Annotated in this window: 20 protein-coding genes; 12 read left to right on the forward strand and 8 right to left on the reverse strand. The window is 70.6% G+C overall.

Features of this window, described 5'->3' with window-relative positions; translation table 11 throughout:
* Positions 1–2: 2 nt before the first annotated feature.
* On the reverse strand, positions 3–3140 hold the full coding sequence (ileS, locus tag ACFY1J_RS08455) for an isoleucine--tRNA ligase (protein WP_390709149.1): 3138 nt from the start codon (positions 3138–3140) through the stop codon (positions 3–5).
* 619 nt (positions 3141–3759) lie between these two features.
* Between ileS and ACFY1J_RS08460 the strand changes: the two genes are divergently transcribed.
* The 6 genes from ACFY1J_RS08460 (at position 3760) to ACFY1J_RS08485 (ending at position 9628) form a co-directional block, all read left to right on the forward strand.
* The gene (locus ACFY1J_RS08460) at positions 3760–4938 is read left to right on the forward strand and encodes a TraR/DksA family transcriptional regulator (RefSeq protein WP_390709148.1); all 1179 of its coding nucleotides are present in this window, start codon (positions 3760–3762) and stop codon (positions 4936–4938) included.
* A gap of 67 nt (positions 4939–5005) precedes the next feature.
* Positions 5006–5629 carry a signal peptidase II gene (gene lspA, locus ACFY1J_RS08465; protein ID WP_390709147.1) on the forward strand — a complete coding sequence of 208 codons (624 nt, stop codon included), beginning with the start codon at positions 5006–5008 and terminating at the stop codon, positions 5627–5629.
* Positions 5630–5681: 52 nt separating this feature from the next.
* Complete coding sequence (locus ACFY1J_RS08470) at positions 5682–6626, forward strand: RluA family pseudouridine synthase (protein ID WP_390730911.1); 945 nt, start codon at positions 5682–5684, stop codon at positions 6624–6626.
* A complete protein-coding gene (locus ACFY1J_RS08475; RefSeq protein ID WP_390709146.1) occupies positions 6623–7090 on the forward strand; it encodes a GNAT family N-acetyltransferase in 468 nt (155 codons plus the stop codon). The genes ACFY1J_RS08470 and ACFY1J_RS08475 overlap by 4 nt, the downstream gene beginning before the upstream one ends.
* Positions 7091–7177: 87 nt before the next feature.
* On the forward strand, positions 7178–8764 hold the full coding sequence (locus tag ACFY1J_RS08480; protein WP_390730912.1) for a Na+/H+ antiporter: 1587 nt from the start codon (positions 7178–7180) through the stop codon (positions 8762–8764).
* Positions 8765–8887: 123 nt separating this feature from the next.
* The gene (locus tag ACFY1J_RS08485; RefSeq protein ID WP_390709144.1) at positions 8888–9628 is read left to right on the forward strand and encodes an SDR family NAD(P)-dependent oxidoreductase; all 741 of its coding nucleotides are present in this window, start codon (positions 8888–8890) and stop codon (positions 9626–9628) included.
* 48 nt (positions 9629–9676) lie between these two features.
* Here the strand turns inward: ACFY1J_RS08485 and ACFY1J_RS08490 are convergent, their stop codons facing one another.
* Positions 9677–10780: a mechanosensitive ion channel family protein gene (locus ACFY1J_RS08490; protein ID WP_390709143.1), complete on the reverse strand. Its 1104-nt coding sequence runs from the start codon at positions 10778–10780 to the stop codon at positions 9677–9679.
* 107 nt (positions 10781–10887) lie between these two features.
* Here ACFY1J_RS08490 and ACFY1J_RS08495 point away from each other — a divergent pair, with 107 nt between their 5' ends.
* The gene (locus ACFY1J_RS08495; RefSeq protein ID WP_390709142.1) at positions 10888–11457 is read left to right on the forward strand and encodes a dienelactone hydrolase family protein; all 570 of its coding nucleotides are present in this window, start codon (positions 10888–10890) and stop codon (positions 11455–11457) included.
* A gap of 7 nt (positions 11458–11464) precedes the next feature.
* Here ACFY1J_RS08495 and ACFY1J_RS08500 read toward each other — a convergent pair whose 3' ends face one another.
* The 4 genes from ACFY1J_RS08500 to ACFY1J_RS08515 form a co-directional block, all read right to left on the reverse strand.
* Entirely contained in the window at positions 11465–13135 is a 1671-nt protein-coding gene (locus tag ACFY1J_RS08500; RefSeq protein ID WP_390709141.1) for an alkaline phosphatase D family protein, read from the reverse strand.
* 104 nt (positions 13136–13239) lie between these two features.
* Positions 13240–14058: a thioredoxin domain-containing protein gene (locus ACFY1J_RS08505; RefSeq protein ID WP_390709140.1), complete on the reverse strand. Its 819-nt coding sequence runs from the start codon at positions 14056–14058 to the stop codon at positions 13240–13242.
* 101 nt (positions 14059–14159) lie between these two features.
* The gene (locus ACFY1J_RS08510) at positions 14160–14855 is read right to left on the reverse strand and encodes a hypothetical protein (RefSeq protein ID WP_363297070.1); all 696 of its coding nucleotides are present in this window, start codon (positions 14853–14855) and stop codon (positions 14160–14162) included.
* Between the two features lie 67 nt (positions 14856–14922).
* Positions 14923–16248, reverse strand: coding sequence for a DUF2252 domain-containing protein (locus ACFY1J_RS08515; RefSeq protein ID WP_363297071.1), 1326 nt, complete (start codon positions 16246–16248; stop codon positions 14923–14925).
* 268 nt (positions 16249–16516) lie between these two features.
* On the opposite strand from ACFY1J_RS08515, the gene dnaE reads away from it, so the two are divergent.
* Positions 16517–20056, forward strand: coding sequence for a DNA polymerase III subunit alpha (dnaE, locus tag ACFY1J_RS08520; protein WP_390709138.1), 3540 nt, complete (start codon positions 16517–16519; stop codon positions 20054–20056).
* Between the two features lie 87 nt (positions 20057–20143).
* On the opposite strand, the gene ACFY1J_RS08525 is transcribed toward dnaE, so the two are convergent.
* Positions 20144–20323, reverse strand: a complete 180-nt coding sequence (locus ACFY1J_RS08525; RefSeq protein ID WP_390709137.1) for a hypothetical protein — start codon at positions 20321–20323, stop codon at positions 20144–20146.
* A gap of 224 nt (positions 20324–20547) precedes the next feature.
* Between ACFY1J_RS08525 and ACFY1J_RS08530 the strand changes: the two genes are divergently transcribed.
* The 4 genes from ACFY1J_RS08530 (at position 20548) to ACFY1J_RS08545 (ending at position 24432) form a co-directional block, all read left to right on the forward strand.
* A complete protein-coding gene (locus ACFY1J_RS08530) occupies positions 20548–21765 on the forward strand; it encodes an NYN domain-containing protein (protein ID WP_363297074.1) in 1218 nt (405 codons plus the stop codon).
* A 104-nt stretch (positions 21766–21869) separates the two neighbouring features.
* Positions 21870–22844, forward strand: coding sequence for an ABC transporter ATP-binding protein (locus ACFY1J_RS08535; RefSeq protein WP_390709345.1), 975 nt, complete (start codon positions 21870–21872; stop codon positions 22842–22844).
* A gap of 63 nt (positions 22845–22907) precedes the next feature.
* A complete protein-coding gene (locus tag ACFY1J_RS08540) occupies positions 22908–23729 on the forward strand; it encodes an ABC transporter permease (RefSeq protein ID WP_390709136.1) in 822 nt (273 codons plus the stop codon).
* 34 nt (positions 23730–23763) lie between these two features.
* Positions 23764–24432, forward strand: a complete 669-nt coding sequence (locus ACFY1J_RS08545; protein ID WP_390709135.1) for an AAA family ATPase — start codon at positions 23764–23766, stop codon at positions 24430–24432.
* A gap of 583 nt (positions 24433–25015) precedes the next feature.
* Here ACFY1J_RS08545 and ybaK read toward each other — a convergent pair.
* Positions 25016–25516, reverse strand: coding sequence for a Cys-tRNA(Pro) deacylase (ybaK, locus tag ACFY1J_RS08550; RefSeq protein ID WP_390709134.1), 501 nt, complete (start codon positions 25514–25516; stop codon positions 25016–25018).
* Position 25517: the final 1 nt, after the last annotated feature.

Here is a 25517-nt window from a genome sequence, read left to right on the forward strand (position 1 = left end):
GCTCAGGCCTTGCGCAGGCGGAAGGTGAGCGACAGGCCCTCGTCGGTGAACGGCTCGCCGTAGGTGTCGTCCGCCTCGCCCTGGGCGAAGTCGGTCGCCAGGACCTCGTCGGCGATCAGTTCGGCGTGCTCGCTCAGGGCCGCGATGACCGCCGGGTCCGTGGAGGTCCAGCGCAGCGCGATGCGGTCGGCCACGTCGAGGCCGCTGTTCTTGCGGGCCTCCTGGATCAGCCGGATCGCGTCGCGGGCCAGGCCCGCCTGCCGCAGCTCCTCGGTGATCTCCAGGTCGAGGGCGACCGTGGCGCCGGAGTCGGAGGCGACCGACCAGCCCTCGCGCGGGGTCTCCGTGATGATCACCTCGTCGGGGGCGAGGGTGACCGTCTCCCCGTCGACCTCCACCGACGCCGTGCCCTCGCGCAGGGCGAGGGACAGCGCCGCCGCGTCGGCGTTCGCGACGGCCTTGGCCACGTCCTGGACCCGCTTGCCGAAGCGCTTGCCCAGGGCCCGGAAGTTCGCCTTGGCGGTGGTGTCCACCAGGGAACCGCCGACCTCGGACAGCGAGGCCAGGGAACTGACGTTCAGCTCCTCGGTGATCTGCGCGTGCAGCTCCGGGTGGAGGGACTCGAAGCCCGCGACCGCCACCAGGGCACGGGACAGCGGCTGACGGGTCTTGACGCCCGACTCCGCGCGCGTGGCGCGGCCCAGCTCCACCAGGCGGCGGACCAGGACCATCTGCCTCGACAGCTCCGGGTCGATCGCGGACAGGTCCGCCTCCGGCCAGGCCGCCAGATGCACCGACTCCGGGGCGCCCGGGGTCACCGGTACGACCAGGTCCTGCCAGACCCGCTCGGTGATGAACGGGGTCAGCGGGGCCATCAGCTTGGTGACCGTCTCGACGACCTCGTGCAGAGTGCGCAGCGCGGCCTTGTCGCCCTGCCAGAAGCGGCGGCGCGAGCGGCGGACGTACCAGTTCGACAGGTCGTCGACGAACGCCGACAGCAGCTTGCCGGCGCGCTGGGTGTCGTACGCCTCCAGCGCCTGCGTCACCTGGTCGGTGAGCGCGTGCAGCTCGGACAGCAGCCAGCGGTCCAGCACCGGGCGGTCGGCCGGGGCCGGGTCGGCCGCACTGGGCGCCCAGTTCGACGTACGGGCGTACAGCGCCTGGAACGCGACCGTGTTCCAGTACGTGAGGAGCGTCTTGCGGACGACCTCCTGGATGGTGCCGTGACCGACCCGGCGGGCCGCCCACGGGGAACCGCCGGCCGCCATGAACCAGCGGACCGCGTCCGCGCCGTGCTGGTCCATGAGCGGGATCGGCTGCAGGATGTTGCCCAGGTGCTTGGACATCTTGCGGCCGTCCTCGGCGAGGATGTGGCCCAGGCAGACCACGTTCTCGTACGACGACTTGTCGAAGACCAGCGTGCCGACGGCCATCAGCGTGTAGAACCAGCCGCGGGTCTGGTCGATCGCCTCGGAGATGAACTGCGCCGGGTAGCGGCTCTCGAACAGCTCCTTGTTCTTGTACGGGTAGCCCCACTGCGCGAACGGCATCGAACCCGAGTCGTACCAGGCGTCGATGACCTCCGGCACGCGCGTGGCCGTCTTGGCGCACTGCGGGCAGCCGAAGGTGACGTCGTCGATGAACGGGCGGTGCGGGTCGAGCTGGGACTGGTCCGTGCCGGTCAGCTCGCTGAGCTCGGCGCGTGAGCCGACGACGGTGAGGTGGTCGTCCTCGCAACGCCAGATGGGCAGCGGGGTGCCCCAGTAGCGGTTGCGGGACAGCGCCCAGTCGATGTTGTTGTTCAGCCAGTCGCCGAAGCGGCCGTGCTTGACCGTCTCCGGGTACCAGTTGGTCTTCTCGTTCTCTTCGAGGAGGCGGTCCTTGACGGCCGTCGTGCGGATGTACCAGGACGGCTGCGCGTAGTACAGCAGCGCGGTGTGGCAGCGCCAGCAGTGCGGGTAGCTGTGCTCGTACGGGATGTGCTTGAAGAGCAGACCGCGCTGCTGGAGGTCCTCGGTGAGCTTTTCGTCGGCCTTCTTGAAGAAGACGCCGCCGACCAGCGGGACGTCCTCCTCGAAGGTGCCGTCCGGGCGGACCGGGTTCACGACGGGCAGGCCGTACGCGCGGCAGACCCGGAGGTCGTCCTCACCGAAGGCGGGCGACTGGTGGACCAGACCCGTACCGTCCTCGGTCGTGACGTACTCGGCGTTCACCACGTAGTGGGCGGGCTCCGGGAACTCCACCAGCTCGAACGGACGTTGATACGTCCAGCGCTCCATCTCGGCGCCCGTGAAGGTCTGGCCCGTGGACTCCCAGCCCTCGCCGAGCGCCTTCTCGACGAGCGGCTCGGCGACGACGAGCTTCTCCTCACCGTTCGTCGCGACGACGTAGCTGACCTCGGGGTGCGCGGCGACCGCCGTGTTGGAGACCAGGGTCCAGGGGGTGGTCGTCCACACCAGGAGCGCGGCCTGGCCGGCGAGCGGACCGGAGGTGAGCGGGAAACGGACGTACACGGACGGGTCGACGACCGTCTCGTAGCCCTGCGCCAGCTCGTGGTCCGACAGGCCGGTGCCGCAGCGCGGGCACCAGGGGGCGACGCGGTGGTCCTGGACCAGCAGACCCTTGTTGAAGATCTCCTTCAGCGACCACCAGACCGACTCGATGTACTCGGGGTCCATCGTGACGTAGGCGTCGTCGAGGTCGACCCAGTAGCCCATGCGGGTCGTGAGCTGGGTGAAGGCGTCGGTGTGGCGGAGTACGGAGTCACGGCACTTGGCGTTGAACTCGGCGATGCCGTACGCCTCGATGTCCTGCTTGCCGGAGAAGCCGAGTTCCTTCTCGACCGCCAGCTCCACGGGCAGGCCGTGGCAGTCCCAGCCGGCCTTGCGGGCCACGTGGTAGCCGCGCATGGTGCGGAAGCGGGGGAAGACGTCCTTGAAGACGCGCGCCTCGATGTGGTGGGCGCCGGGCATGCCGTTCGCGGTGGGCGGGCCCTCGTAGAACACCCACTCGGGGCGGCCCTCGGACTGCTCCAGGCTCTTGGCGAAGATCTTCTGCTCGCGCCAGAAGTCGAGCACCGCGTGCTCAAGCGCGGGCAGGTCGACCTGGGCGGGTACCTGGCGGTACGTCGGCGCTGTCATCTGCGAGCTTCCTCCAACGGACTTGCTGCCTTCCGTCGGAGGGACGAGAGCCGTATGTGCTACGTACGCCGTGTGCGGCGCGCTCCCGCGGTACCACCCTCCTTGGCTCCCCGCGCGCCGTATGCGCCGGTGAGCCCCCTCATTGGGGTCGCGATGCCGGTTCTACCGGCCCCTGGGCCTGCGCTGGGGCTTTCTTCCGGCGGCTCCGGGGTGATCTTCACGTCGCGCTCGCCCCCGGGCTTCCACCGTCCCCGGGTCGCTCTGGGCTGCGTACGTCGCTACTCGTCCCCATCCACGCTTTTCGCTCCGCCCAGTGTACGGCGCCGCGAGGACAGCGGCCGACCGGATTTCCGGCCCGGGGGCCGGAAGGCCCGGCCGGGGCGCCGGCCCGTGGGCGGCGAGATGACCCGAATGGCGAGGCGCGCGTGTTCGGATCCCGGTATGCCCGGCCCGGCGGATTACCTGGCGGGGAGCTGGGCACAACGCATGCAGACCTGCTGCGCGGGGGGCGCGGGGCGGGCGAATCGGGCGGCGTGCCCCGTTGCCGCGGGACTCAAGTCGATTTATCGTCCCAGCACGATTCGCGTGCAAGATCACAATATGTGAAGGGGCCGCGGCCATGGTGGTGAAACAGACCGCCGTACAGCAGTCGGCGTCCGGCAGGTCCAGGGGCGCGGCGGCCTCCGGCAGCGCGGATGCCTCCGGCGGTACGGCCAAGGGCATAGGCGGGAAGAAGAGCACGCAGAAAGGTGCCGCTGCGCGGACCGCGAACTCCGTGAAGCCGGTGAAGCCGGTCAAGGCCGTGCGGTCGGCCGGTGAGGGGGGCGGGAGACGAGCGGGCAAGAAGGCGGCGACCGGGACGGCGGTCACCGAGCAGGGTGCGATTAAGAAGGCCGCCTCGAAGCAGATTGCATCGAAGCAGGCCACCTCCAAGAAGGCCGCCTCCGAGACGGCCGCCGCGAAGAAGTCTGCCGCGAAGAAGCCCGCTGCCAAGAAGGTGACCGTGAAGACGTCGATTGCCGAACAGACGGCTGTTGAGGAGACGACCGGCGCCGACACGAGGACGGCAGCCAAGAGGGCCGCCACCTCGAAGAAGAAGGCCGCCGGGAAGACGGCCGCGGAGAAGAAAACCGCAGAGAAGAAAACCGCAGAGAAGAAGGGGGCCGCCAAGAAGACCGTCGGGAAGAAGGCGGTCGAGGGGAAGGCGGGTGCCGGGAAGGCCGCCGACTCCGGAAAGGCTGTCGCCAAGGGGGCGGCCAAGAAGAGCACGGCCAAGAAGGCGGGCGCGGCGCGGGCCGCGAAGCAGACGGGAGCCACGACGGTGGTTGCGAAGAAGACTCCTGGCACGGCCACGGCGGCGAAGACCGCCGTTCCCAAGGCGCGGGTTGCCGCGGTGGAGCCCGGCGAGCTCGCGGTGCGACCGGGCGAGGACCCCTGGACGAAGGAGGAGGTCGAGGAGGCACGCGCCGAGCTGCTGTCCGAGGAGGCGCGGCTGCGCGCCGAGATCACCAATTCCGAGGAGTCGATCGTCGGCCTGATGCGGGACTCCGGGGACGGCGCGGGCGACGACCAGGCGGACACCGGCACCAAGAACATCACGCGTGAGCACGAGATGGCCCTGGCCGCCAACGCGCGCGAGATGCTCGTCCAGACCGAGCGCGCCCTGGAACGCCTGGACGCGGGCACCTACGGCCTGTGCGAGAACTGCGGCAACCCCATCGGCAAGGCCCGGATGCAGGCCTTCCCGCGCGCCACCCTGTGCGTGGAGTGCAAGCAGAAGCAGGAACGCCGCTACTGAGCGCAGGGGTCGTCCGAGGCGTGCCGTAGTCTCGTCCTCAGTCAGGCACCTAGGTTGAGGGACTCACGTGGCAGAGGCGGAGCGCATCATCGGTACGCCGGACACCCCGGACGACAAAGGCGAGCGGGCGGCGGCGGCCGACGCGCCCGCAGTCCCCGGTGCGTCCGGCGCGGACGAGCGGGTGGCCGTGGCCGAGCGGCCCCGGGGCAAGCGCCGGATCGCCGTGCTGTTCGCGGTGGCCGCCTTCGCGTACGCCCTCGACCTGATCAGCAAGATGCTCGTGGTCGCGAGGCTGGAGCACCACGCGCCGATCAAGCTCGTCGGGGACTGGCTGGAGCTCAACGCCCTGCGCAACCCCGGCGCGGCGTTCGGCGTCGGGCAGGCCTTCACGATCATCTTCACGGTGATCGCGGCCGCCGTGATCGTGGTGATCATCCGCCTCGCCCGCAAGCTCTACAGCCTGCCCTGGGCGATCGCGCTCGGTCTGCTGCTCGGCGGTGCGCTCGGCAACCTCACCGACCGGATCTTCCGTTCGCCGGGACTCTTCGAGGGCGAGGTCGTCGACTTCATCGCACCCAAGGGCTTCGCGGTCTTCAACCTGGCCGACTCGGCGATCGTCTGCGGCGGCATCCTGATCGTGCTGCTGTCCTTCCGCGGTCTGGACCCGGACGGCACCGTCCACAAGGACTGAGGCCGCGGGCCTCTCGTACGGGGCTGTCTCACCCGTCCGGCATACTCGACGGGTGAGCACGATTCCCGAGATCCGTACCCTGCCCGTGCCCGACGGCCTGGAGGGCGAGCGCGTCGACGCCGCCATCTCCCGCATGTTCGGCTTCTCCCGTACGAAGGCGGCGGAGCTCGCCGCGGCAGGCAAGGTGCAGGTCGACGGCTCGGTGGTCGGCAAGTCCGAGCGGGTGCGCGGCGGCGCCTGGCTGGAGGTCGAGATGCCGCAGGCGCCCGCACCGGTGCAGGTCGTGGCCGAGCCGGTCGAGGGCATGGAGATCGTGCACGACGACGATGACGTGGTCGTGATCGTCAAGCCGGTCGGCGTCGCCGCGCACCCGTCGCCGGGCTGGAACGGACCGACCGTGATCGGCGGCCTGGCCGCCGCCGGCTACCGGATCTCCACCTCGGGGGCCGCGGAGCGCCAGGGCATCGTGCACCGCCTCGACGTCGGCACCTCCGGCCTGATGGTGGTCGCCAAGTCCGAGTACGCGTACACGTCGCTCAAGCGCCAGTTCAAGGAGCGCACGGTCGACAAGCGCTACCACACGCTCGTCCAGGGCCACCCCGACCCGACCAGCGGCACCATCGACGCCCCCATCGGCCGCCACCCCCACCACGACTACAAGTGGGCGGTCACGGCCGACGGCAAGCCCTCAGTGACCCACTACGACCTCATCGAGGCCTTCCGCGCCGCCTCCCTGCTCGACGTGAAGCTGGAGACCGGCCGCACCCATCAGATCCGCGTCCACATGGCCGCCCACCGCCACCCCTGCGTCGGCGATCTGACCTACGGCGCCGACCCGACCCTCGCCAAGCGTCTGCGCCTGACCCGCCAGTGGCTGCACGCCGTCCGGCTCGGCTTCGAGCACCCCGGGGACGGGCAGTGGGTCGAGTTCGAGTGCGACTACCCCGAGGACCTTCAGCAGGCCCTGGACCAGGTCCGCGAGGAGACCTGGGCATGAGCGCCCGCTGCGCCGTGCGGATCGCCGAGGACCTCGCCGACCGCGAGGCGTGCTTCGCGGTGCGCAAGGAGGTCTTCGTCGTCGAGCAGCGCGTCCCGCAGGACATCGAGTACGACGAGTACGACGCCGTGGCCGTGCACGTGCTGGCGGTCCGGGAGGACGGCGTGCCGCTCGGCACCGGGCGGCTGCTGTTCGGCGAGGCGGCCGCTTCGAAGACCGGCGGCGACCCATCGGTGGGCTCCCTGGGACGGCTCGCGGTCGCGCGGGAGGCGCGCGGGCTGGGCGTCGGCGTCGCGCTCGTACGGGCCATCGAGGAGGCGGCACGCGCGCGTGGCCTGACGGCGCTGGACCTGCACGCCCAGACGCACGCGCTGGGCTTCTACGAGCGGCTCGGGTACGAGGCGTACGGCCCGGAGTACCCGGAGGCGGGGATCCCGCACCGGGCGATGCGGCGCTCCCTGTAGCGGCCGGGCCGCCGACAGGCCGGTGCCGAGGCGGCCGTGGCAGGCTTGAGGCCTGCTGCGTGATCGTCGACTCCCGGAGCGCCGCCCGTGGATCAGTTGGCCCTGTTGTTCGTGTTGCTGCTGGGGGCCCTGGTGAGCGTGCCGGTGGGGGACCGGCTGGGACTGCCCGCTCCGGTGCTCATGACGCTGCTCGGCATCGCCCTCGCCGTGGCCGACTTCGTGCCGAACGTGGACTTCCCGCCCGAGCTGATCCTGCCGCTGCTGCTGCCGCCCCTGCTGTACGCGGCGGTGAGACGGACCTCGTGGCGGCAGTTCGCGGCCAACAAACGGCCGATCTTCCTGCTGGCCGTGGCCCTCGTGTTCGTCACCACGGCGAGCGTGGCCGCCGTCGCCGGGGCGATCGTGCCGGGGCTGTCGATGGCCGCCGCCGTGGCGCTGGGCGCGCTGGTGGCCCCGCCCGACCCGGTCGCCGCCACCGCGGTCGCGGGCCAGCTCGGGCTGCCGCGCCGGCTGGTGTCGATCCTGGAGGGCGAGGGGCTGTTCAACGACGTCACGGCGATCGTGCTCTACCACGTGGCGATCGCCGCGGTCGTCAGCGGCACCTTCTCGCCGTGGCGGGCCGGTCTCGACCTCGTGCTGTCCGCGGTGGTCGCCGTGGCCGTGGGGCTCGCGCTGGGCTGGGGCGCGAACAAGCTGCTCGACCTGCTGGGGGACCCGACCCTGCAGATCGGCCTGACCCTGCTGGTGCCGTACGCGTCCTACGTGCTCGCGGAGGAACTGCACGGGTCCGGGGTGCTCGCCGTGCTCACCGCCGCGCTGTTCCTCGCCGAGTACGCCCTGGGCGCCGACGACGTGATGACACGGCTCGCCGGGCACACGTTCTGGGACATCGTGGACACACTCGTCACCGGCGTCGCGTTCGGGCTGATCGGCCTGGAGCTGCACAACGCGATCCGGACCGCGTCCGGGCGGTGGGGCGAGATGCTGGGCTGGGCGGGCACCGTCGTGGCCGTGGTGGTGTTCGTACGGCTGGTGTGGCTGCTCCCCGCCACCTGGCTGACCAAGCGGCTGCACGCCAAGCGGGACTACGACGAGGACATCCCGATGAGCTGGCGGGAGACGGTCGTCATGTGGTGGTCGGGGATGCGCGGGGTGGCCTCGGTGGCGCTGGCGCTGGCCATCCCGCTGAAGACCGACGACGGCTCCGCCTTTCCCGACCGGGACGAGATCGTGTTCATCGCGTTCGGGGTGATCATGGCGACGCTGGTGCTGCAGGGGCTGACCCTGCCGTGGCTGGTGAAGCGGCTGGGCGTGCGGGCCGACAACGAGCGGGAGAAGGAGTTCGAGAAGCAGCTGGCCGTGCGGGCGGCGAAGGCGGCCAAACGCAGGCTCCGGGAGATCGAACAGGTCGAGGACCTGTCGGAGGACCTGTCCGAGCAGATGCTGCGCAGCGCCTTCGACATCGGGGCACGGATCAGCCCGGACGTGGGCGAGGAGGAGCGGCGGGAGGCCCACCAGCAGCGGGCCCGGAGGCTGAAGCGGGTGCGGCGGATCCAGGGGGAGATGCTGAGCGCGGCGCGGCACGAGGTGCTGGCGGCGCGGAGCGAGCCGGGGGCGGATCCGGAGATCGTGGACCGGGTGCTTCGGCATCTGGATGTGCGAAGCCTGCGCTGAGGGCGCACGACGCGACGCCGTCCATGTGACGGCCGCACACACGACGCGATGGCGGTCATACGAACACACGGCGGCTGTGGATATCCGGAGGCCGGGTCGTCGCGCCGCTCGTACTCTCGGATCATGGCTCGCAACATTGTGATCAGTGGTGGCGGTACGGGGATCGGGCTCGCGACGGCACGGGTCTTCGCGGCGGACGGGGACCGGGTGCTGCTGCTCGGGCGGCGCGCGGAGGTGCTGGAGAAGGCCGGGGTGCCCGGGGCACTCACCCGTGCGGCCGACCTCGGCGACCCGGCGGACGTGCGGGGCGTGGCCCGGTTCGTTGCCGAGGAACTGGGCACCGTGGACGTGCTCGTGCACAGTGCCGGGGGCAACGGGGGACTGGAACCCGGGCCCGGGACCGACGATCCGCTCGACGCCCTCGCACACGCCTGGGGCATCAACTTCCGGCTCAACACCCTCACCGCCGTGCTGCTCACGGAGGCGCTCAAGGACCGGCTGGCCGAGCCGGGAGGCCGGGTGCTGTTCCTGAGCTCCATAGCCGCCTTCCGCGGCTCGGGCAGCGGGGCCTACGCCGCCTCCAAGGCCGCCCTCCACCCCTACGCCCATGACCTGGCCCGGGAGCTGGGGCCGCGCGGTGTCACGGTGAACGTGGTGGCGCCGGGCTATGTCGAGGACACCGACTTCTTCGGCGGACCGATCGACGAGGCGCGACGGGAACGGCTCGTCGCCGAGACGTCCACCGGCCGGGCCGGCACCCCCGGGGACGTCGCCGCCACTCTGCACTGGCTGGCCTCCCCGCTCGCCGGGCACATCACCTCGCAGATCATCCAGGTCAACGGGGGTGCCGAACGAGGTCACTGACAGCAGCGGATCCGACGAAGGAGGGGTGCACCGGGGTTCACCGCGGGTTCACCCCCGGCCGGTCCGCGGCGGCTCGTGCGCCCGGCGCGCCGAGCCGTCGGGGGAGGGCACACGGCCCGGCGGCAGGACCGCGTCCGCGGTGTTGACCCGGGGCAGCGCGTACGGATGCTCCGCGCACAGCCAGCGGATCATCTGCTCGCGGACCGTGACCCGCACGGTCCACACGTCGTCCGCGTCCTTGGCGGTCACCAGCGCGCGCACCTGGAGGGTGTTCGGCGTGGAGTCGGTGACCGCGAGCCCGTAGTCACGGCCGTCCCAGGCCGGGCACTCGCGCAGCAGGTCCCGGAGCTTCTCGCGCATCGCCTCGACGGGCGCCGAGTGGTCGAGGTGCCAGAAGACGATCCCGGTCATCTGCGGGGTGCCGCGGGACCAGTTCTCGAAGGGTTTGGAGGTGAAGTACGACACGGGCATGGTGATCCGGCGCTCGTCCCAGGTGCGTACGGTCAGGAAGGTCAGCGTGATCTCCTCGACCGTGCCCCACTCGCCGTCCACCACGACGGTGTCGCCGAGCCGCACCATGTCGCCGAAGGCGATCTGCAGCCCCGCGAACATATTGGCGAGCGTGGACTGTGCGGCGACACCGGCGACGATGCCCAGGATGCCGGCGGAGGCCAGCAGCGAGGCACCGGCCGCGCGCATCGCGGGGAACGTCAGCAGCATCGAGGCCACGGCGACCACCCCGACGACCGCCGAGACCACACGCATGATCAGCGACACCTGGGTGCGGACCCGGCGGAGCCGGGCCGGGTCGCGGTGCGCGCGGGCGTAGCGGCTGTAGGAGGTTTCGACGATCGCCGCCGTGATGCGCACCACCAGCCAGGCGGCCGACCCGATCAGCACCAGCGTCAGCGCCCGGCCGATGCCGACGCGGTGCTCCTCCAACAGTTCCGCCTGGTCGTAGGAGCCTCTGAGCAGGGCCGCGCACAGCACGAGTTGGTAGGGGACGCGGGCGCGGCGCAGCAGGCCCCACAGGGGCGTCTCGCTGTGCCGTTCGTCGGCCTTGAGCAGCAGCAGATCCGTGGCCCACCCGATCAGCACGGTCAGGACGACGGCGCCGCCGACCACGATCAGAGGGCGCAGTACGTTCTCCATGCCTCCGAACGTAACCGGCATCGGGCGGTCACGAACATGTGTGTTCGGGAGCTGGACGGGCAGGGCCGTGGTCCGGAGTTGTCGTAGTCGGCTGGCACGATGGCCTCATGAACATCATGCTCTTTCACTCGACCTATGGCCTTGGGCCCGCGGTGCGCGCGGCGGCGGACCGTCTGCGGGCCGCGGGGCACGAGGTGTGGACGCCGGACCTCTTCGAGGGGCGCACGTTTCGGACGGTCGAGGAGGGCATGGCCTTCAAGGAGGAGGTCGGCAAGGACGAGTTGCTGAAGCGGGCGGTCCTGGCGGCGGCGCCCTACTCGGAGCGGGGGCTGGTGTACGCCGGGTTCTCGCTGGGCGCCTCCGTCGCCCAGACCCTGGCCCTCGGCGACGACAAGGCGCGCGGACTGCTGCTCCTGCACGGCACGTCGGACATCGCGCCGAATGCCTCGGTGGACGAGCTGCCGGTCCAGTTGCACGTGGCCGAGCCGGACCCGTTCGAGACGGACGACTGGCTGAGCGCCTGGTATCTGCAGATGGGCAGGGCGGGTGCCGATGTGGAGGTCTACAGATACGCCGGGGCGGGCCATCTCTACACCGACCCGGACCTCCCCGACTACGACGAGGAGGCCGCCGAGGCCACCTGGCGGGTGGCGCTCGGCTTCCTCGCATCGCTCTAGCGGGCCGTTACACCGGGTCGTAGGTCCGCTCGACCTTCTGCGTGCCGGTGCGCGTCCGGTACGAACGCACCCAGGACGAGGTGGCGTTGGCGTTGGTGCGGTCGGACAGGACGTAGTAGTCCATCTGCGCGCGGTCGGCGGTGATGTCCAGGACGCCGTAGCCGTGGCGGTCGGTGTCGACCCAGTGGACGTGCCGGTTGGCGGCGCGGATGATCGGCGAGGCGATCGTGGAGACGGTGCCCTCGGGGACCTTGACGATGTCGTCGAGGTTGTCGGAGGTGACCGAGGTGACCACGAACTCCGTGGCGGCCGAGGCCGACAGCGGGTAGGTGCCCGCGTCCACCGGCACGTCGTTGGCCCACGCCATGTGGATGTCACCGGTCAGGAAGACGGTGTTGCGGATGGCGTTGGAGCGCAGGTGGGCCAGCAGTTCGCGGCGGTCGTCCGTGTAGCCGTCCCACTGGTCGGTGTTGGCGGCGATGCCCTCCTGCGGCAGCCCGAGCAGCTTGGCGAGCGGCTTGAGCAGGTCGGCGGAGAGGGAGCCGAAGGAGAACGGCGAGATCATCACCGAGTTGCCGACCAGCCGCCAGGTGGTGTCGGAGGCCTTCAGACCGGCCTTCAGCCAGTCGAGTTGTGCGCGGCCCGTGATGGTGCGGTCGGGGTCGTCGACCGAGCCGCTGGCGGTGGTCGCCTGCAGCGAGCGGAAGGAGCGCAGGTCGAGCAGGGACAGGTCGGCGAGCTTGCCGAAGCGCAGCCGTCGGTAGGTGGTGCCCGCGATGGCGGGGCGGACCGGCATCCACTCGAAGTAGGCCTGCTTGGCGGCCTTCTGACGGGCGGTCCAGGTGCCCTCGACGCCCTCGGTGTGGTTGACCGCGCCGCCCGACCAGGCGTTGTCGGCGAACTCGTGGTCGTCCCAGATCGCGACGACCGGTGCCTTGAGGTGCAGGGCCTGCAGATCCGGGTCGGTCTTGTACTTGCCGTGCCGGGTGCGGTAGTCGGCGAGCGTGAGGATCTCGTTCGCCGGCGCGTGCGGGCGGACGACGGTGCCGCGGGCGGCGTACTCGCCGGACTTGTACTCGTAGATGTAGTCGCCCAGGTGCATCCAGGCGTCGAGGTCGTTGCGGGCGGCCAGGTGGCGGTACGCGGAGAAGTAGCCCGCCTCCCAGTTGGCGCAGGAGACCACGCCGAAGCGCAGGCCCGGCACGGCCGCGTCCGCCGCCGGCGCGGTGCGGGTGCGCGCCACCGGGGAGTCGGTGCCGCCCGCGGAGAAACGGAACCAGTAGTCGGTGGCCGGGGCCAGGCCGCGTATGTCCGCCTTGACGGTGTGGTCGGAGGCGGCGGTCGCGGTGGTGGACCCCCTGGCGACGATGTTCGTGAGCGACTTGTCCGTGGCGACGACCCAGCTCACCTCGGTGTCCGGGCCGAGCCCGGAGCCGGGTACCGCGTCGGCGGTGGGGGTCACACGGGTCCACAGCAGGATGCCGTCGGGCAGCGGGTCACCGGAGGCGACGCCGTGCAGGAAGGCGGGGGCGTCCGTGGCGGCGCGCGCCGGCAGGGCGGCGGCGAGCGGTCCGGCCAGGACAGCGGTCGCCGCCGCGGCCTTGACGACCGTACGGCGGCGGGGCGAGAGGGAGTTGAGGCGCTTGGCTGCCTCGGATGGCTTGTATGGACTAGTCACGACCGATCAGGTTACTGATCGGTACGCGCAAGAGCGGGCGAACTTTCAAAGTTCGCCCGCTCTTCATGCGGCGATCAGTTTCTGACGGATCGTCAGGAAGATCGTCAGCCCTTCAGGGCCGCGTCCACCACCTTGTTGAAATCGGCCACCGACATGGGCGGGTTGCCCTGGCTGTCGGCGGTGAGCTTCTTGCCGTCCATGATGAAGCTCGGGGTGCCCGTCACGCCGTCCTTGTTGTCGTCGAAGGTCTTCGACATGGCCATCGCCCAGGCGTCGTAGGTGCCCTTCTCGACCGCGTCCTGGAACTTCGCGTTGCCCTTCAGCGCCGGCACGGTGTCGGCGATCTTGATGAGGTAGCTGTCGTCCTTGAACTTGTCGGTCGTCTCGTCCGGGTGCCACTTCGCGGAGTACATCGCGGTCTTGTACTCGAGGAACGCCTCGGGGCTGACGTTGAGCGCGGCACCCAGTGCGCTGAGCGCGTTCTTGGAGCCCACGCCGTTGTCGTGCCCGTCGAGGAACGTGCCGCTGATGAACTGGAGCTTGTACTTGCCGTCGTCGATGTCCTTCTTCACGGTCGAACTGACGGCCTGCTCGAACGAGGCACACACCGGGCAGCGCGGGTCCTCGTAGACCTTGAGGGTCTTCTTGGCGGTGTCCTTGCCGAGGAGGACCGTGGTGCCGTTCGTGCCCGTGGTGTTGGCCGGGGCGACGACCTTGGCGTCCTTCATGCCCTCCCAGTAGCTGGGCTTGTTGGCCTGGACGACGGCGTAGCCTATGCCGCCCGCCGCGGCCAGTACGGCCACCACCGAGCAGGCCACGATGACCTGCCGCTTGACCTTGGCGCGCTTGGCCTGCTTCTCGCGCTCCAGACGCAGCCGCTCCCGGGCCGCGTTCTTCGCCGCCTGGCTGTTCCGCTTGCTCATGTTGGTGATCTCCATATGGGACGCGCATGTGTCGTGCGCGGGATACGTGTGGGGGACTGCTTGTGCTCAGCTGCCGTCGCTCAGGCGAGGGTCAGTGACGCTCAGGCGAGGGCCAGTGAGCGGGAGCAGGAGCACGGCGGTCCACGCCGTCCCAGGGAGTGCACGAGGAGCAGATCGCGGGCGGTGGCCCTGCGCGGCGCGGGGCGCGGCAGCCGGCGTACCGCAGCCGGCCGTACCGTCACCGCGGCCACCGCCAGCAGCAGCGGCCGGAAGGTGGTCGCGGCCACCGCGCGCAGGAGCTGGGTCAGCGCCCGCTCGCCCCGGCGCAGCCAGGCGGCGGCCAGGAGGCCGACGCCGATGTGCGCGGCGAGCAGCAGCCAGGCCGCGGCCGGGTCGGCGTGCGCGAGCAGCGCGGAGGCGTGGCCGGGGCCGCCGGTCACCTGGGCCAGCGGCGTGCCCACGGCGCCGCCGCCGCACAGCACGTCCAGGCCGACCGCGCGCAGCGGGCCGGCGACCGGGCCGCCCGCCCTGCCGTAGCACTCGTGCTGGCCGGTGGTGAACACCGTGTCGGCGGCCAGTTCCAGCGGGACCAGCAGAGCCGCGATGCGGCCGAAGCCGCGCTCGCGGCCCGCCAGCGTGTACGCGGTGAGGAACACTCCGGCGGCGACCGCCGCCACGGTCGTCAGCGGCAGGGGGGCCCGGGACAGCAGGACGTGCGACGCGGTGCTGAGCGTCACGACGAAGGCCGTGAACAGTGCCGCGCGCACGGCTCTGAGCTGAGTCCCGGATATGTCCATAGCGCTGGAGAGTCTGTCACGTACTCAGGTAAGAGACCCCTAAAGGGGGCCTGTGGATCCGGGAAGGTTACAGGCCCGGAATCCTGCCGTTGCGGAACAGGTCCACGAAGATCTGGTGATCGGCACGCGCGCGTGCGCCGTAGCTGTGCGCGAAGTCCGACAGCAGGCCCGCGAAGCCCTCCTCGTCGGCCGCGATCGCCGCGTCGATGGCCCGCTCCGTGGAGAACGGCACCAGGGACTCGCCGGAGGTGTCGTCCGCCGCCGCGTGCATGGTGGCGGTGGCCCGGCCCAGGTCGGCGACCACGGCCGCGATCTCCTCCGGGTCGTCGATGTCGCCCCAGTCCAGGTCCACGGCGTACGGCGAGACCTCGGCGACCAGCTGGCCCGCGCCGTCCAGCTCGGTCCAGCCCAGCCACGGGTCCGCGTGCGCCTGCAGGGCGCGCTGCGAGATCACCGTGCGGTGGCCCTCGTGCTGGAAGTACTCCGCGATCGCCGGGTCCGTGATGTGCCGGGAGACGGCCGGGGTCTGGGCCTGCTTGATGTAGATCACGACGTCGTTCTCCAGGGCGTCGCTGTGGCCCTCCAGGAGGATGTTGTACGACGGCAGGCCGGCCGAGCCGATGCCGATGCCGCGGCGGCCCACCACGTCCTTGACCCGGTAGGAGTCCGGGCGGTCCAGGGACGTCTCCGGCAGCGTCTCCAGATAGCCGTCGAAGGCGGCGAGCACCTTGTAGCGGGTGGCCGCGTCCAGCTCGATGGAGCCGCCGCCCGGCGCGAAGCGGCGCTCGAAGTCTCGGATCTCGGTCATCGAGTCCAGCAGCCCGAAGCGGGTCAGCGAGCGGGCGTCACGCAGCGCGTCGAGGAGGGGACCCTGCGCGGTGTCCAGCGTGAACGGCGGCACCTCGTCGCGCTTGGCGCCGGTCGCCAGCGCGTGTACGCGCTCGCGGTACGCGCCCGCGTACACCTGCACCAGCTCGGTGATCTGCTCGTCGCTGAGCGCCTTCGCGTAGCCGATCAGCGCGATGGAGGCGGCGAAACGCTTCAGGTCCCAGGTGAAGGGGCCGACGTACGCCTCGTCGAAGTCGTTGACGTTGAAGACCAGGCGGCCGTTCGAGTCCATGTACGTGCCGAAGTTCTCCGCGTGCAGGTCGCCGTGGATCCACACGCGCGAGGTGCGCTCGTCCAGGTACGGGCCGCCGCGCTTCTCTGCGTCGAGGTCGTGGTAGAAGAGGGCCGCCGTGCCCCGGTAGAACGCGAAGGCCGAGGCCGCCATCTTCCGGAACTTCACGCGGAACGCGGCCGGGTCGGCGGCCAGGAGCTGGCCGAAGGCGGTGTCGAAGACGGCGAGGATCTCCTCGCCGCGCTGCTCGTCGTTGAGCTGGGGTACCGACATCGCTGGGTGCCTCCTGGTACAGGTGATGCGTGACGTATGGGGCGGACGGGACATCCGTCCGGGCGGGCTTTCCGAACTGTCCCAACGGACGAAGGTACGCGGGAGTGCCCGCCCACCCGCCACCCGACCGCCGCCCCTCATCGAGGCGGTTCGCGCCACAGTATCCATCTCATGTCAGTGCCGGGGCATAGACTTCGACGCTGTCCCCCAGACTGTCCGCAGCCGGTCGGAAGATCGTCGACGCCTGTTTTCCTCGGAGGCCGAAACCGTGTCAAAGCCGCCCTTCACGCACCTGCACGTCCACACCCAGTACTCGCTGCTGGACGGTGCCGCGCGGCTCAAGGACATGTTCAACGCCTGCAACGAGATGGGCATGACGCACATCGCCATGTCCGACCACGGCAACCTCCACGGGGCGTACGACTTCTTCCACAGCGCGAAGAAGGCCGGAGTCACCCCGATCATCGGGATCGAGGCCTATGTCGCGCCCGAGTCCCGGCGCAACAAGCGCAAGATCCAGTGGGGCCAGCCGCACCAGAAGCGCGACGACGTCTCCGGTTCCGGTGGTTACACCCACAAGACGATGTGGGCCGTGAACAGCACGGGTCTGCACAACCTCTTCCGGCTCTCCTCGGACGCGTACGCCGAGGGCTGGCTCCAGAAGTGGCCCCGGATGGACAAGGAGACCATCGCTCAGTGGTCCGAGGGGATCGTGGCCTCCACCGGCTGCCCCTCCGGCGAGCTCCAGACGCGGCTGCGCCTCGGGCAGTACGACGAGGCACTGAAGGCCGCCGCCGACTACCAGGACATCTTCGGCAAGGACCGCTACTTCCTGGAGCTGATGGACCACGGCATCGAGATCGAGCACCGGGTCCGCGACGGCCTCCTCGAGATCGGCAAGAAGCTCGGCATCCCGCCGCTGGTGACGAACGACTCGCACTACACGTACGCGCACGAGGCGACCGCCCACGACGCCCTGCTGTGCATCCAGACCGGCAAGAACCTCTCCGACCCGGACCGCTTCAAGTTCGACGGCACCGGCTACTACCTGAAGTCCACGGACGAGATGTACGCCATCGACTCCTCGGACGCCTGGCAGGAGGGCTGCGCCAACACCCTCCTGGTCGCCGAGATGGTCGACACCACCGGCATGTTCGAGGCCAGGAACCTCATGCCGAAGTTTGACATCCCGGACGGCTATACCGAGGTCACCTGGTTCAAGGAGGAGGTCCGCCGGGGCATGGACCGCCGTTTCCCCGGCGGCGTCCCGGACGACCGGCAGAAGCAGGTCGAGTACGAGATGGACGTCATCATCCAGATGGGGTTCCCGGGTTACTTCCTCGTGGTCGCCGACTTCATCATGTGGGCCAAGAACAACGGCATCGCGGTGGGCCCCGGCCGAGGCTCCGCGGCCGGCTCGATCGTCGCCTACGCCATGGGCATCACCGACCTCGACCCGATCCCGCACGGCCTGATCTTCGAGCGGTTCCTCAACCCCGAGCGCGTCTCCATGCCCGATGTCGACATCGACTTCGACGAGCGCAGGCGCGTCGAGGTGATCAGGTACGTGACCGAGAAGTACGGCGCCGACAAGGTCGCCATGATCGGCACCTACGGCAAGATCAAGGCCAAGAACGCGATCAAGGACTCCGCGCGCGTGCTGGGCTACCCGTACGCCATGGGCGACCGGCTCACCAAGGCGATGCCCGCCGACGTCCTCGGCAAGGGCATCGACCTGAACGGCATCACCGACCCCTCGCACCCGCGCTACAGCGAGGCGGGCGAGATCCGCGGGATGTACGAGAACGAGCCGGACGTGAAGAAGGTCATCGACACCGCCAAGGGCGTCGAGGGCCTGGTCCGGCAGATGGGTGTGCACGCGGCCGGCGTGATCATGTCCAGCGAGACCATCACCGAGCACGTCCCCGTGTGGGTGCGGCACACCGACGGCGTGACCATCACGCAGTGGGACTACCCGAGCTGTGAGTCGCTCGGCCTGCTGAAGATGGACTTCCTGGGCCTGCGCAACCTCACGATCATGGACGACGCCGTCAAGATGGTGAAGTCCAACAAGGGGGTCGACATCGACCTCCTGGGCCTCCCGCTCGACGACCCGACGACCTTCGAACTGCTCCAGCGCGGCGACACCCTCGGCGTCTTCCAGTTCGACGGCGGCCCCATGCGCTCCCTGCTGCGCCTGATGAAGCCCGACAACTTCGAAGACATCTCCGCCGTGTCGGCGCTGTACCGCCCGGGCCCGATGGGCATGGACTCGCACACCAACTACGCGCTGCGCAAGAACAAGCTCCAGGAGATCACCCCGATCCACAAGGAGCTGGAGGAGCCCCTCGAAGAGGTCCTGGCCGTCACCTACGGCCTGATCGTCTACCAGGAGCAGGTGCAGAAGGCCGCCCAGATCATCGCCGGCTACTCCCTCGGCGAGGCCGACATCCTCCGCCGCGTGATGGGCAAGAAGAAGCCCGACGAACTGGCCAAGAACTTCACCATCTTCCAGGCCGGCGCCCAGAAGAACGGCTACAGCGACGAGGCCATCCAGGCCCTGTGGGACGTGCTGGTCCCGTTCGCCGGCTACGCCTTCAACAAGGCCCACTCGGCCGCGTACGGCCTGGTCTCCTACTGGACCGCCTACCTCAAGGCGAACTACCCCGCCGAGTACATGGCCGCGCTCCTCACCTCCGTCAAGGACGACAAGGACAAGTCGGCGATCTACCTCAACGAGTGCCGCCGCATGGGCATCAAGGTGCTCCCGCCGAACGTCAACGAGTCGGTGCACAACTTCGCCGCCCAGGGCGACGACGTGATCCTCTTCGGCCTCGAAGCGGTGCGCAACGTCGGCACCAACGTGGTCGAGTCGATCATCAAGAGCCGCAAGGCGAAGGGCAAGTACGCCTCCTTCCCCGACTACCTCGACAAGGTCGAGGCGGTCGCGTGCAACAAGCGCACCACGGAATCCCTGATCAAGGCCGGCGCCTTCGACACCATGGGGCACACCCGCAAGGGCCTCACCGCGCAGTACGAGCCGATGATCGACAACGTGGTCGCGGTCAAGCGCAAGGAGGCCGAGGGCCAGTTCGACCTCTTCGGAGGGATGGGCGAGGAGGAAAGCAGCGAGCCCGGCTTCGGACTCGACGTGCAGTTCACCGACGAGGAGTGGGACAAGACCTATCTGCTCGCCCAGGAGCGGGAGATGCTCGGTCTGTACGTCTCCGACCACCCGCTCTTCGGCCTGGAACACGTGCTGTCCGACAAGGCCGACGCGGGCATCGCCCAGCTCACCGGAGGTGAGCACGCGGACGGCGCGGTCGTCACCATCGGCGGCATCATCTCGGGCCTGCAGCGCAAGATGACCAAGCAGGGCAACGCCTGGGCGATCGCCACGGTGGAGGACCTCGCCGGTTCCATCGAGTGCATGTTCTTCCCGGCGACGTACCAGCTCATCTCGACCCAACTCGTCGAGGACGCGGTCGTGTTCGTCAAGGGCCGGCTCGACAAGCGGGAGGACGTGCCGCGGCTCGTCGCGATGGAGTTGATGGTCCCGGACCTGTCCAACGCGGGCACCAACGCCCCCGTGATCCTGACCATCCCGGCCACCAGGGTCACCCCGCCCATGGTCAGCCGCCTCGGTGAGATCCTCAGCCACCACAAGGGCGACAGCGAGGTCCGCATCAGGCTCCAGGGCCCGCGCAAGACGACGGTCCTGCGCCTCGACCGGCACCGTGTGAAGCCCGATCCGGCCCTGTTCGGAGACCTGAAGGTGCTGCTCGGCCCGTCCTGCCTGGCGGGCTGAGCGTCCGGCCCGGGACGGACATGACCGAGGGGCGTACCCGGCAGCGGGTACGCCCCTCGTCAGTACCTGGGCTCAACAGCCCTTGATTCAGTTGTGGCCGAAGCTCTTCTTCTGCTTACGGGCAACATCAGCGGGGCTGCCCTGGATGTTCGCCGCCGGAGACTCGTGCGCCTCCGTCGACGTCCGCTGCGCCTGCTCGCGGGCCTGCTCTGCCTGCGACGCGCGGGTCTGCGGGCCACCCTGCTTGCGGTTCTTGTTCTTGGCCATGGTGATCTGCCTCCTGTGGGGGATCTAGGGGCCAGGGCCGGAATCAGATTCACATAGCCTGACAAGAGGCGCATGTCGGATAATTACCGTCTGTGACAGGGCTGGTCGGCGAACGAGGCCCCGAAACGCCACGCCGAAGATCGAGTTCGGGCCGTTAACCCCCGCGCAGTCGGGCAGACTCGAATCAGGGCCGAAGCAAACCTCCGGGGAAGAGGGTGAGTCGTGTGGACCGATGCATCGTCCTGGTGGACGCCGGGTATCTGCTGGGGGCCGCGGCCAGCCTCCTCGCCGGAGAACCCTCCCGCTCCCGCATCACCGTCGACCACACCGCGCTCATCCAGGCGCTGCGCGAGCGCGCCGAGGCCGACACCGAGCGGCCGCTGCTGCGCATCTACTGGTTCGACGGCGCCCCCGACCGCGTCCCCCAACCGGAGCACCGCCGGCTGCGCGTGATGCCCCGGGTCACCGTCCGGCTCGGCGCCCTGACCCGCAGCGACGGACGCTGGGCGCAGAAGGGCGTGGACGCCGCCATGCACGCCGAGCTGACCGAACTGGCCCGCAACCGCGCCTGCTCCGACGTCGTCCTCGTCACCGGCGACGGCGACCTGCTGCCCGGCATGATGGCCGCCAAGGAGCACGGCGTCGCCGTCCACCTGTGGGCCGTACAGGCCGCCGACGGCGACTACAACCAGTCCGAGGACCTGGTCGCCGAGGCCGACGAACGGCGTGTCCTGGACCGTACGTGGATCACCAAGGCCGTACGCGCCAAGGAGCTCACCGGCATCTGCGCGCCGCCGCCCGCGCCCCGCCCCGAGATCGCCGCGATCCTCTCCGCGCCGCTGCCCGAGTCCTCCCTCGCCCCGGCGGCCGAGCGGCCACCGGAGGAGGGCGAACACGCGCCCGCCGCCGCGGTCTCGGAGAACGGCAGCCAGGAGCGGGTGCCGGCCAAGGGCGTGCCCACCCCCAAGGACCTCGCCGCGCTGCGCGCCCCCGGCGCCCAGCCCGCCCAGCACCCGGCGACCGCGACCCTGCGCTGGTCCTCCGACAAGGGCTGGGTGGACCGGCCGGGCGTGGCCGCGGAGCCGGCCGAGGCCGCCTCCATGCCGATGCTGGCCCAGCTGACCACCGCCGAGCAGCGGTGGGCCGACCGGGAGGAGGACATCACCACGGTCGGCGGCGACCCGTACGAGGTGGGACAGGTCTTCGCCCGGCGGTGGATCTCCCGGCTGAGCGACCAGAGCCATCTGCAGAAGCTGTCCGGCATGTATCCGCGCATCCCGCACCGCATCGACGGCGAGCTGCTGCGCTACGCCGCCCGCTTCGGGCTGCTGGCCCACAAGGACGACCAGATCGACGAGCACGACCGTTACGCCATCCGGGCAGGCTTCTGGCGGGAGATCGACGTCCCCACGGCCGCGGAGCATGCGCCCGCTGGAGAATGAATCGAGGTAGGAGGCCCCAAAGGCGAGTAAAGGTCCCGGACCCCGTACTCTCGTGCTTTGTGAACACGCGCTCGGCACAGGCTCCACGGCATTCCGGTGACGTCGTGTGCGCGGTGCGCGGGCTGACCAAGACCTACGCGGCCGTACGCGGACGGCGCGGGGCACCGGACGCGCCCGAGGTGCGGGCCACCGACGGGGTGGAGCTGGACGTCCGGCGCGGTGAGATCTTCGGACTGCTCGGGCCGAACGGGGCCGGCAAGTCCACCCTCGTACGCCAGCTGACCGGGCTGATGCGGCCCGACGCCGGCAGCGTCGAGATCCTCGGCCACGACATCGTGCGCCACCCGGAGCGGGCCTCGCGCATCCTCGCCTACCTCGGCCAGGAATCCACCGCCCTCGACGAGCTGACGGTCTCCCTCGCCGTGGAGACCACCGCACGGCTGCGCGGACTGGACCTCGGGCCGGCGCGGGCCGAGCGGGACGCCGTACTCCACGAGCTGGGGCTCACCCCGATCGCCGGGCGGGCGCTGAAGAAGCTGTCCGGCGGGCAGCGGCGGCTCGCCTGCTTCGCCACCGCGCTGGTCGGGGAGCGGCCGCTGCTCGTGCTCGACGAGCCGACCACCGGCATGGACCCGGTGGCCCGGCGCGCGGTGTGGACGGCCGTCGACCGGCGGCGTGCCGAGCGCGGTACGACCGTGCTGCTGGTCACCCACAACGTCATCGAGGCCGAGACCGTCCTCGACCGGGTCGCCGTCCTCGACAGGGGCCGGGTCATCGCCTGCGACACGCCGGCCGGGCTCAAGGAGCGGGTCGACGGAGAGGTACGCGTCGAGCTGGTGTGGCGGGAGCGGGCGCCGCTGGAGGTGCCCGAGGTCGCCCGGCTGCGGGAGCGGGCCGTGGAGGCCGGCCGCCGCTGGACGCTGCGGCTGGCTCCCGAGGAGGCCCGCGCCGCCGTCGCCACGGTGACCGGCGGGGCCGCGTTCGCCGCCCTGGACGACTTCACGCTCGCCACGCCCAGCCTGGAGGACGTGTATCTGGCGCTCGGTGGCGCCGCACGGCAGGGGCTGGTGAAGGCGTGAGCGGTGGAGAGCCGTATGCGTATGGGACGGCGTGAGATCCGTGGCGGAGAGGAGCGGTTCCAGGTGAGTGTCGTACCCGCCGAGGTTCTGCAGGGCAGTGCCGTGGCCGTGCAGGACACGGCGAAGGGCGCGGCCGAACTCGCGCCGGCCGCCCGGTTGTGGCCGTCACTGGCGGCCGTGTACCGGGCGCAGCTGTCCCGCGCGCGGGTGGCGCGGATTCCGCTGCTGTTCGTGGCGACCTTCCAGTCGGTCGGCATCATGATCATGATGCGCGGGGTGGTGGACACCCGCGTGGAGGCCCAGTCCGTGGTGGCGGGCGCGTCGGTCGTGGTCGTGGCGTACGTCGCGCTGAACCTGCTCGCCCAGTACTTCGGGCAGCTGCGGGCCGGCGGCGGGCTCGACCACTACGCGACGCTGCCGGTGCCACCCGCGGCGGTGGTGCTCGGAGCGGCGGGGGCGTACGCGTCCTTCACCGTGCCGGGAACGCTGGTGACGGCCGGGTTCGGCTGTGTGCTCTTCGGGCTGCCGCTGACCAACCTCTGGATCCTGGTGGCCGTGATCCCGCTCGCGGGCGCCGCGCTCGCCGGGCTCGGCGCTGCCTTCGGACTGCTCTCGTCACGGCCCGAACTGGCCACGCTGCTCGGTCAGTTGGGCATGTCGGCGGCGCTGCTGCTCGGGGTGCTGCCGCCCGACCGGATGCCGGAGCTCGTGCGGCTGGCCCGGGACCTGCTGCCCTCGACGTACGGCGTGGAGGCCTACGCGCGGACCTTCGGGGCGCATCCCGACTGGGCGTTCGTCGTCGCTGACCTGGGCGTGTGCGCCGCCGTCGGGATCGTCTCGCTGGCCGTCGCCACCTGGGCGTACCGGCGGGCTGCCGTCCGATGACGCGCCGCACGGGCCGACCTGGCACGATGTCAGGGTGACCGCACCGCTGACGCCGCCTCCGCCGCCGCACGACCAGTCCCCGCACCAGGCCTGGCAGGCGCCGCCGCCCGCCGGGGCGGTGGGAGGCGTGTACGAACAGGACGGTCCCGGAATGAAGACCGAAGTGCGCGACGCGGCCGTGATCACGCTGGCGGTGGCGCTCGGCGGGGTGGCGCTCGGTCTGCTGTGGCTGTGGCTGGCTCCGCATGTGCCGCTGGTCGGGGACCAGGTGGGCCGGGGCTGGGTCGTCTACATCAAGGACACCGAGGGGGAGCAGGCGATCGCGGTGGACGGAACGTTCACGCTGCTCGCCCTCGCCTTCGGAGCGGTCAGCGCGATCGTCGTCTTCCTGCTCCGGCGGCGCGGCGGTGTGCCGCTGGTGGTGGCGCTGACCGTCGGGGGCCTGCTCGGGGCGCTGCTCGCCTGGCGGCTCGGGGTGTGGCTGGGGCCCGCCCAGAACGTCCTCGCCCACGCCAAGGAGGTCGGCAAGGGCGTGACCTTCTCGGCACCGCTGAAGCTGGGTGCGAAGGGCGCGCTGCTGGCCTGGCCGGTGGCCGCGCTGGTGGTACACCTCGGCCTCACGGCCCTGTTCGGCCCGCGGGACCCGGACCCGTACGAGGAGGGCCCGTACTCCCAGGGACCGTACGCGGCGCCGCCCGCGTAGAGGGCTTGGGCGTTTCGCTCCGGGGACGCGCGTTTCGGCCCGGGCGGCGGCCGTGCTGGTGGTGTGGGTCGGGCTCGCGGCGTCTGTGGGTTCCGGATCCGTGCCCGTAGGGGTTGTACGTGGCGTCGCCCGCCCAGGGTGTTCAGGTGCCCTGTTCCGGGGGCGCGCGTTTCGGGCCGGGCGGTCTTGTTCTTGAGTGGCGGGCCGTGCTGGGTCGTGCGGGCCGGTGCCGTTGAAGCTGGGGGTGAAGGGCGCGTTGCCGGGGTGGCGGTGGCCGTGCTGGTGGTGTGGGTCGGGCTCGCGGCGTCTGTGGGTTCCGGATCCGTGCCCGTAGGGGTTGTACGTGGCGTCGCCCGCCCAGGGTGTTCAGGTGCCCTGTTCCGGGGGCGCGCGTTTCGGGCCGCGTCGTCTCGTTCCCCAGCGCCGGACGGGCTCGGTCGTGTCGGCCGGCGCTGAGGGGGCGGCTCCTAGGCCGGGCGCCTCCCGTGGTTCGAGCGGCCCTTCTTGATGCGCCACTTGCGTTTCTGGGTTTTCTTCGACATGTCCCTCGTACTTAACCGAGGAAGGGGCGCCCGTCGAGAGGTCAAACGCGCCCGATGGGGGCCAGTGTCGCCCCGGTGAGGCCGGCGAGGTCCGCGGGGGACAGTTCGACCTCCAGGCCGCGGCGGCCCGCCGAGACGCAGATCGTGGTGTGCGCCGAGGCCGACTCGTCCAGGACCGTGGGGAGCTTCTTGCGCTGGCCCAGCGGGGAGATGCCGCCGCGGACATAGCCCGTCGTGCGCTCGGCGAGGACCGGGTCCGCCATCGCCGCCCGCTTGCCCCCGACGGCCGTCGCCAGGGCCTTGAGGTCCAGGGAGCCCGCCACGGGGACCACGGCCACCGTCAGTCTGCCGTCCACGTCCGCCACCAGTGTCTTGAAGACCCGGTCGGGGGAGACGCCCATCGCCTCGGCCGCCTCCTCGCCGTAGGAGGGGTGGCCGGGGTCGTGATCGTAGGAGTGGACCGTGTAGTCCACACCCGCGGCCGTCAGCGCCACCGTCGCGGGGGTGCCCCCGGGCTGCTGCTTCTTCGACTTCTTCGCCATC

This window comes from Streptomyces sp. NPDC001406 (assembly GCF_042895285.1).
GTDB lineage: Bacteria > Actinomycetota > Actinomycetes > Streptomycetales > Streptomycetaceae > Streptomyces.

Bases quoted from the DNA above. Each gene is read 5' to 3' on its own strand.
- ileS (WP_390709149.1), bottom strand. From the start codon at position 3,140: ATGACAGCGCCGACGTACCGCCAGGTACCCGCCCAGGTCGACCTGCCC.
- ACFY1J_RS08460 (WP_390709148.1), top strand. From the start codon at position 3,760: ATGGTGGTGAAACAGACCGCCGTACAGCAGTCGGCGTCCGGCAGGTCC.
- ACFY1J_RS08475 (WP_390709146.1), top strand. From the start codon at position 6,623: ATGAGCGCCCGCTGCGCCGTGCGGATCGCCGAGGACCTCGCCGACCGC.
- ACFY1J_RS08485 (WP_390709144.1), top strand. From the start codon at position 8,888: ATGGCTCGCAACATTGTGATCAGTGGTGGCGGTACGGGGATCGGGCTC.
- ACFY1J_RS08490 (WP_390709143.1), bottom strand. From the start codon at position 10,780: ATGGAGAACGTACTGCGCCCTCTGATCGTGGTCGGCGGCGCCGTCGTC.
- ACFY1J_RS08495 (WP_390709142.1), top strand. From the start codon at position 10,888: ATGAACATCATGCTCTTTCACTCGACCTATGGCCTTGGGCCCGCGGTG.
- ACFY1J_RS08505 (WP_390709140.1), bottom strand. From the start codon at position 14,058: ATGAGCAAGCGGAACAGCCAGGCGGCGAAGAACGCGGCCCGGGAGCGG.
- ACFY1J_RS08510 (WP_363297070.1), bottom strand. From the start codon at position 14,855: ATGGACATATCCGGGACTCAGCTCAGAGCCGTGCGCGCGGCACTGTTC.
- ACFY1J_RS08515 (WP_363297071.1), bottom strand. From the start codon at position 16,248: ATGTCGGTACCCCAGCTCAACGACGAGCAGCGCGGCGAGGAGATCCTC.
- ACFY1J_RS08525 (WP_390709137.1), bottom strand. From the start codon at position 20,323: ATGGCCAAGAACAAGAACCGCAAGCAGGGTGGCCCGCAGACCCGCGCG.
- ybaK (WP_390709134.1), bottom strand. From the start codon at position 25,516: ATGGCGAAGAAGTCGAAGAAGCAGCAGCCCGGGGGCACCCCCGCGACG.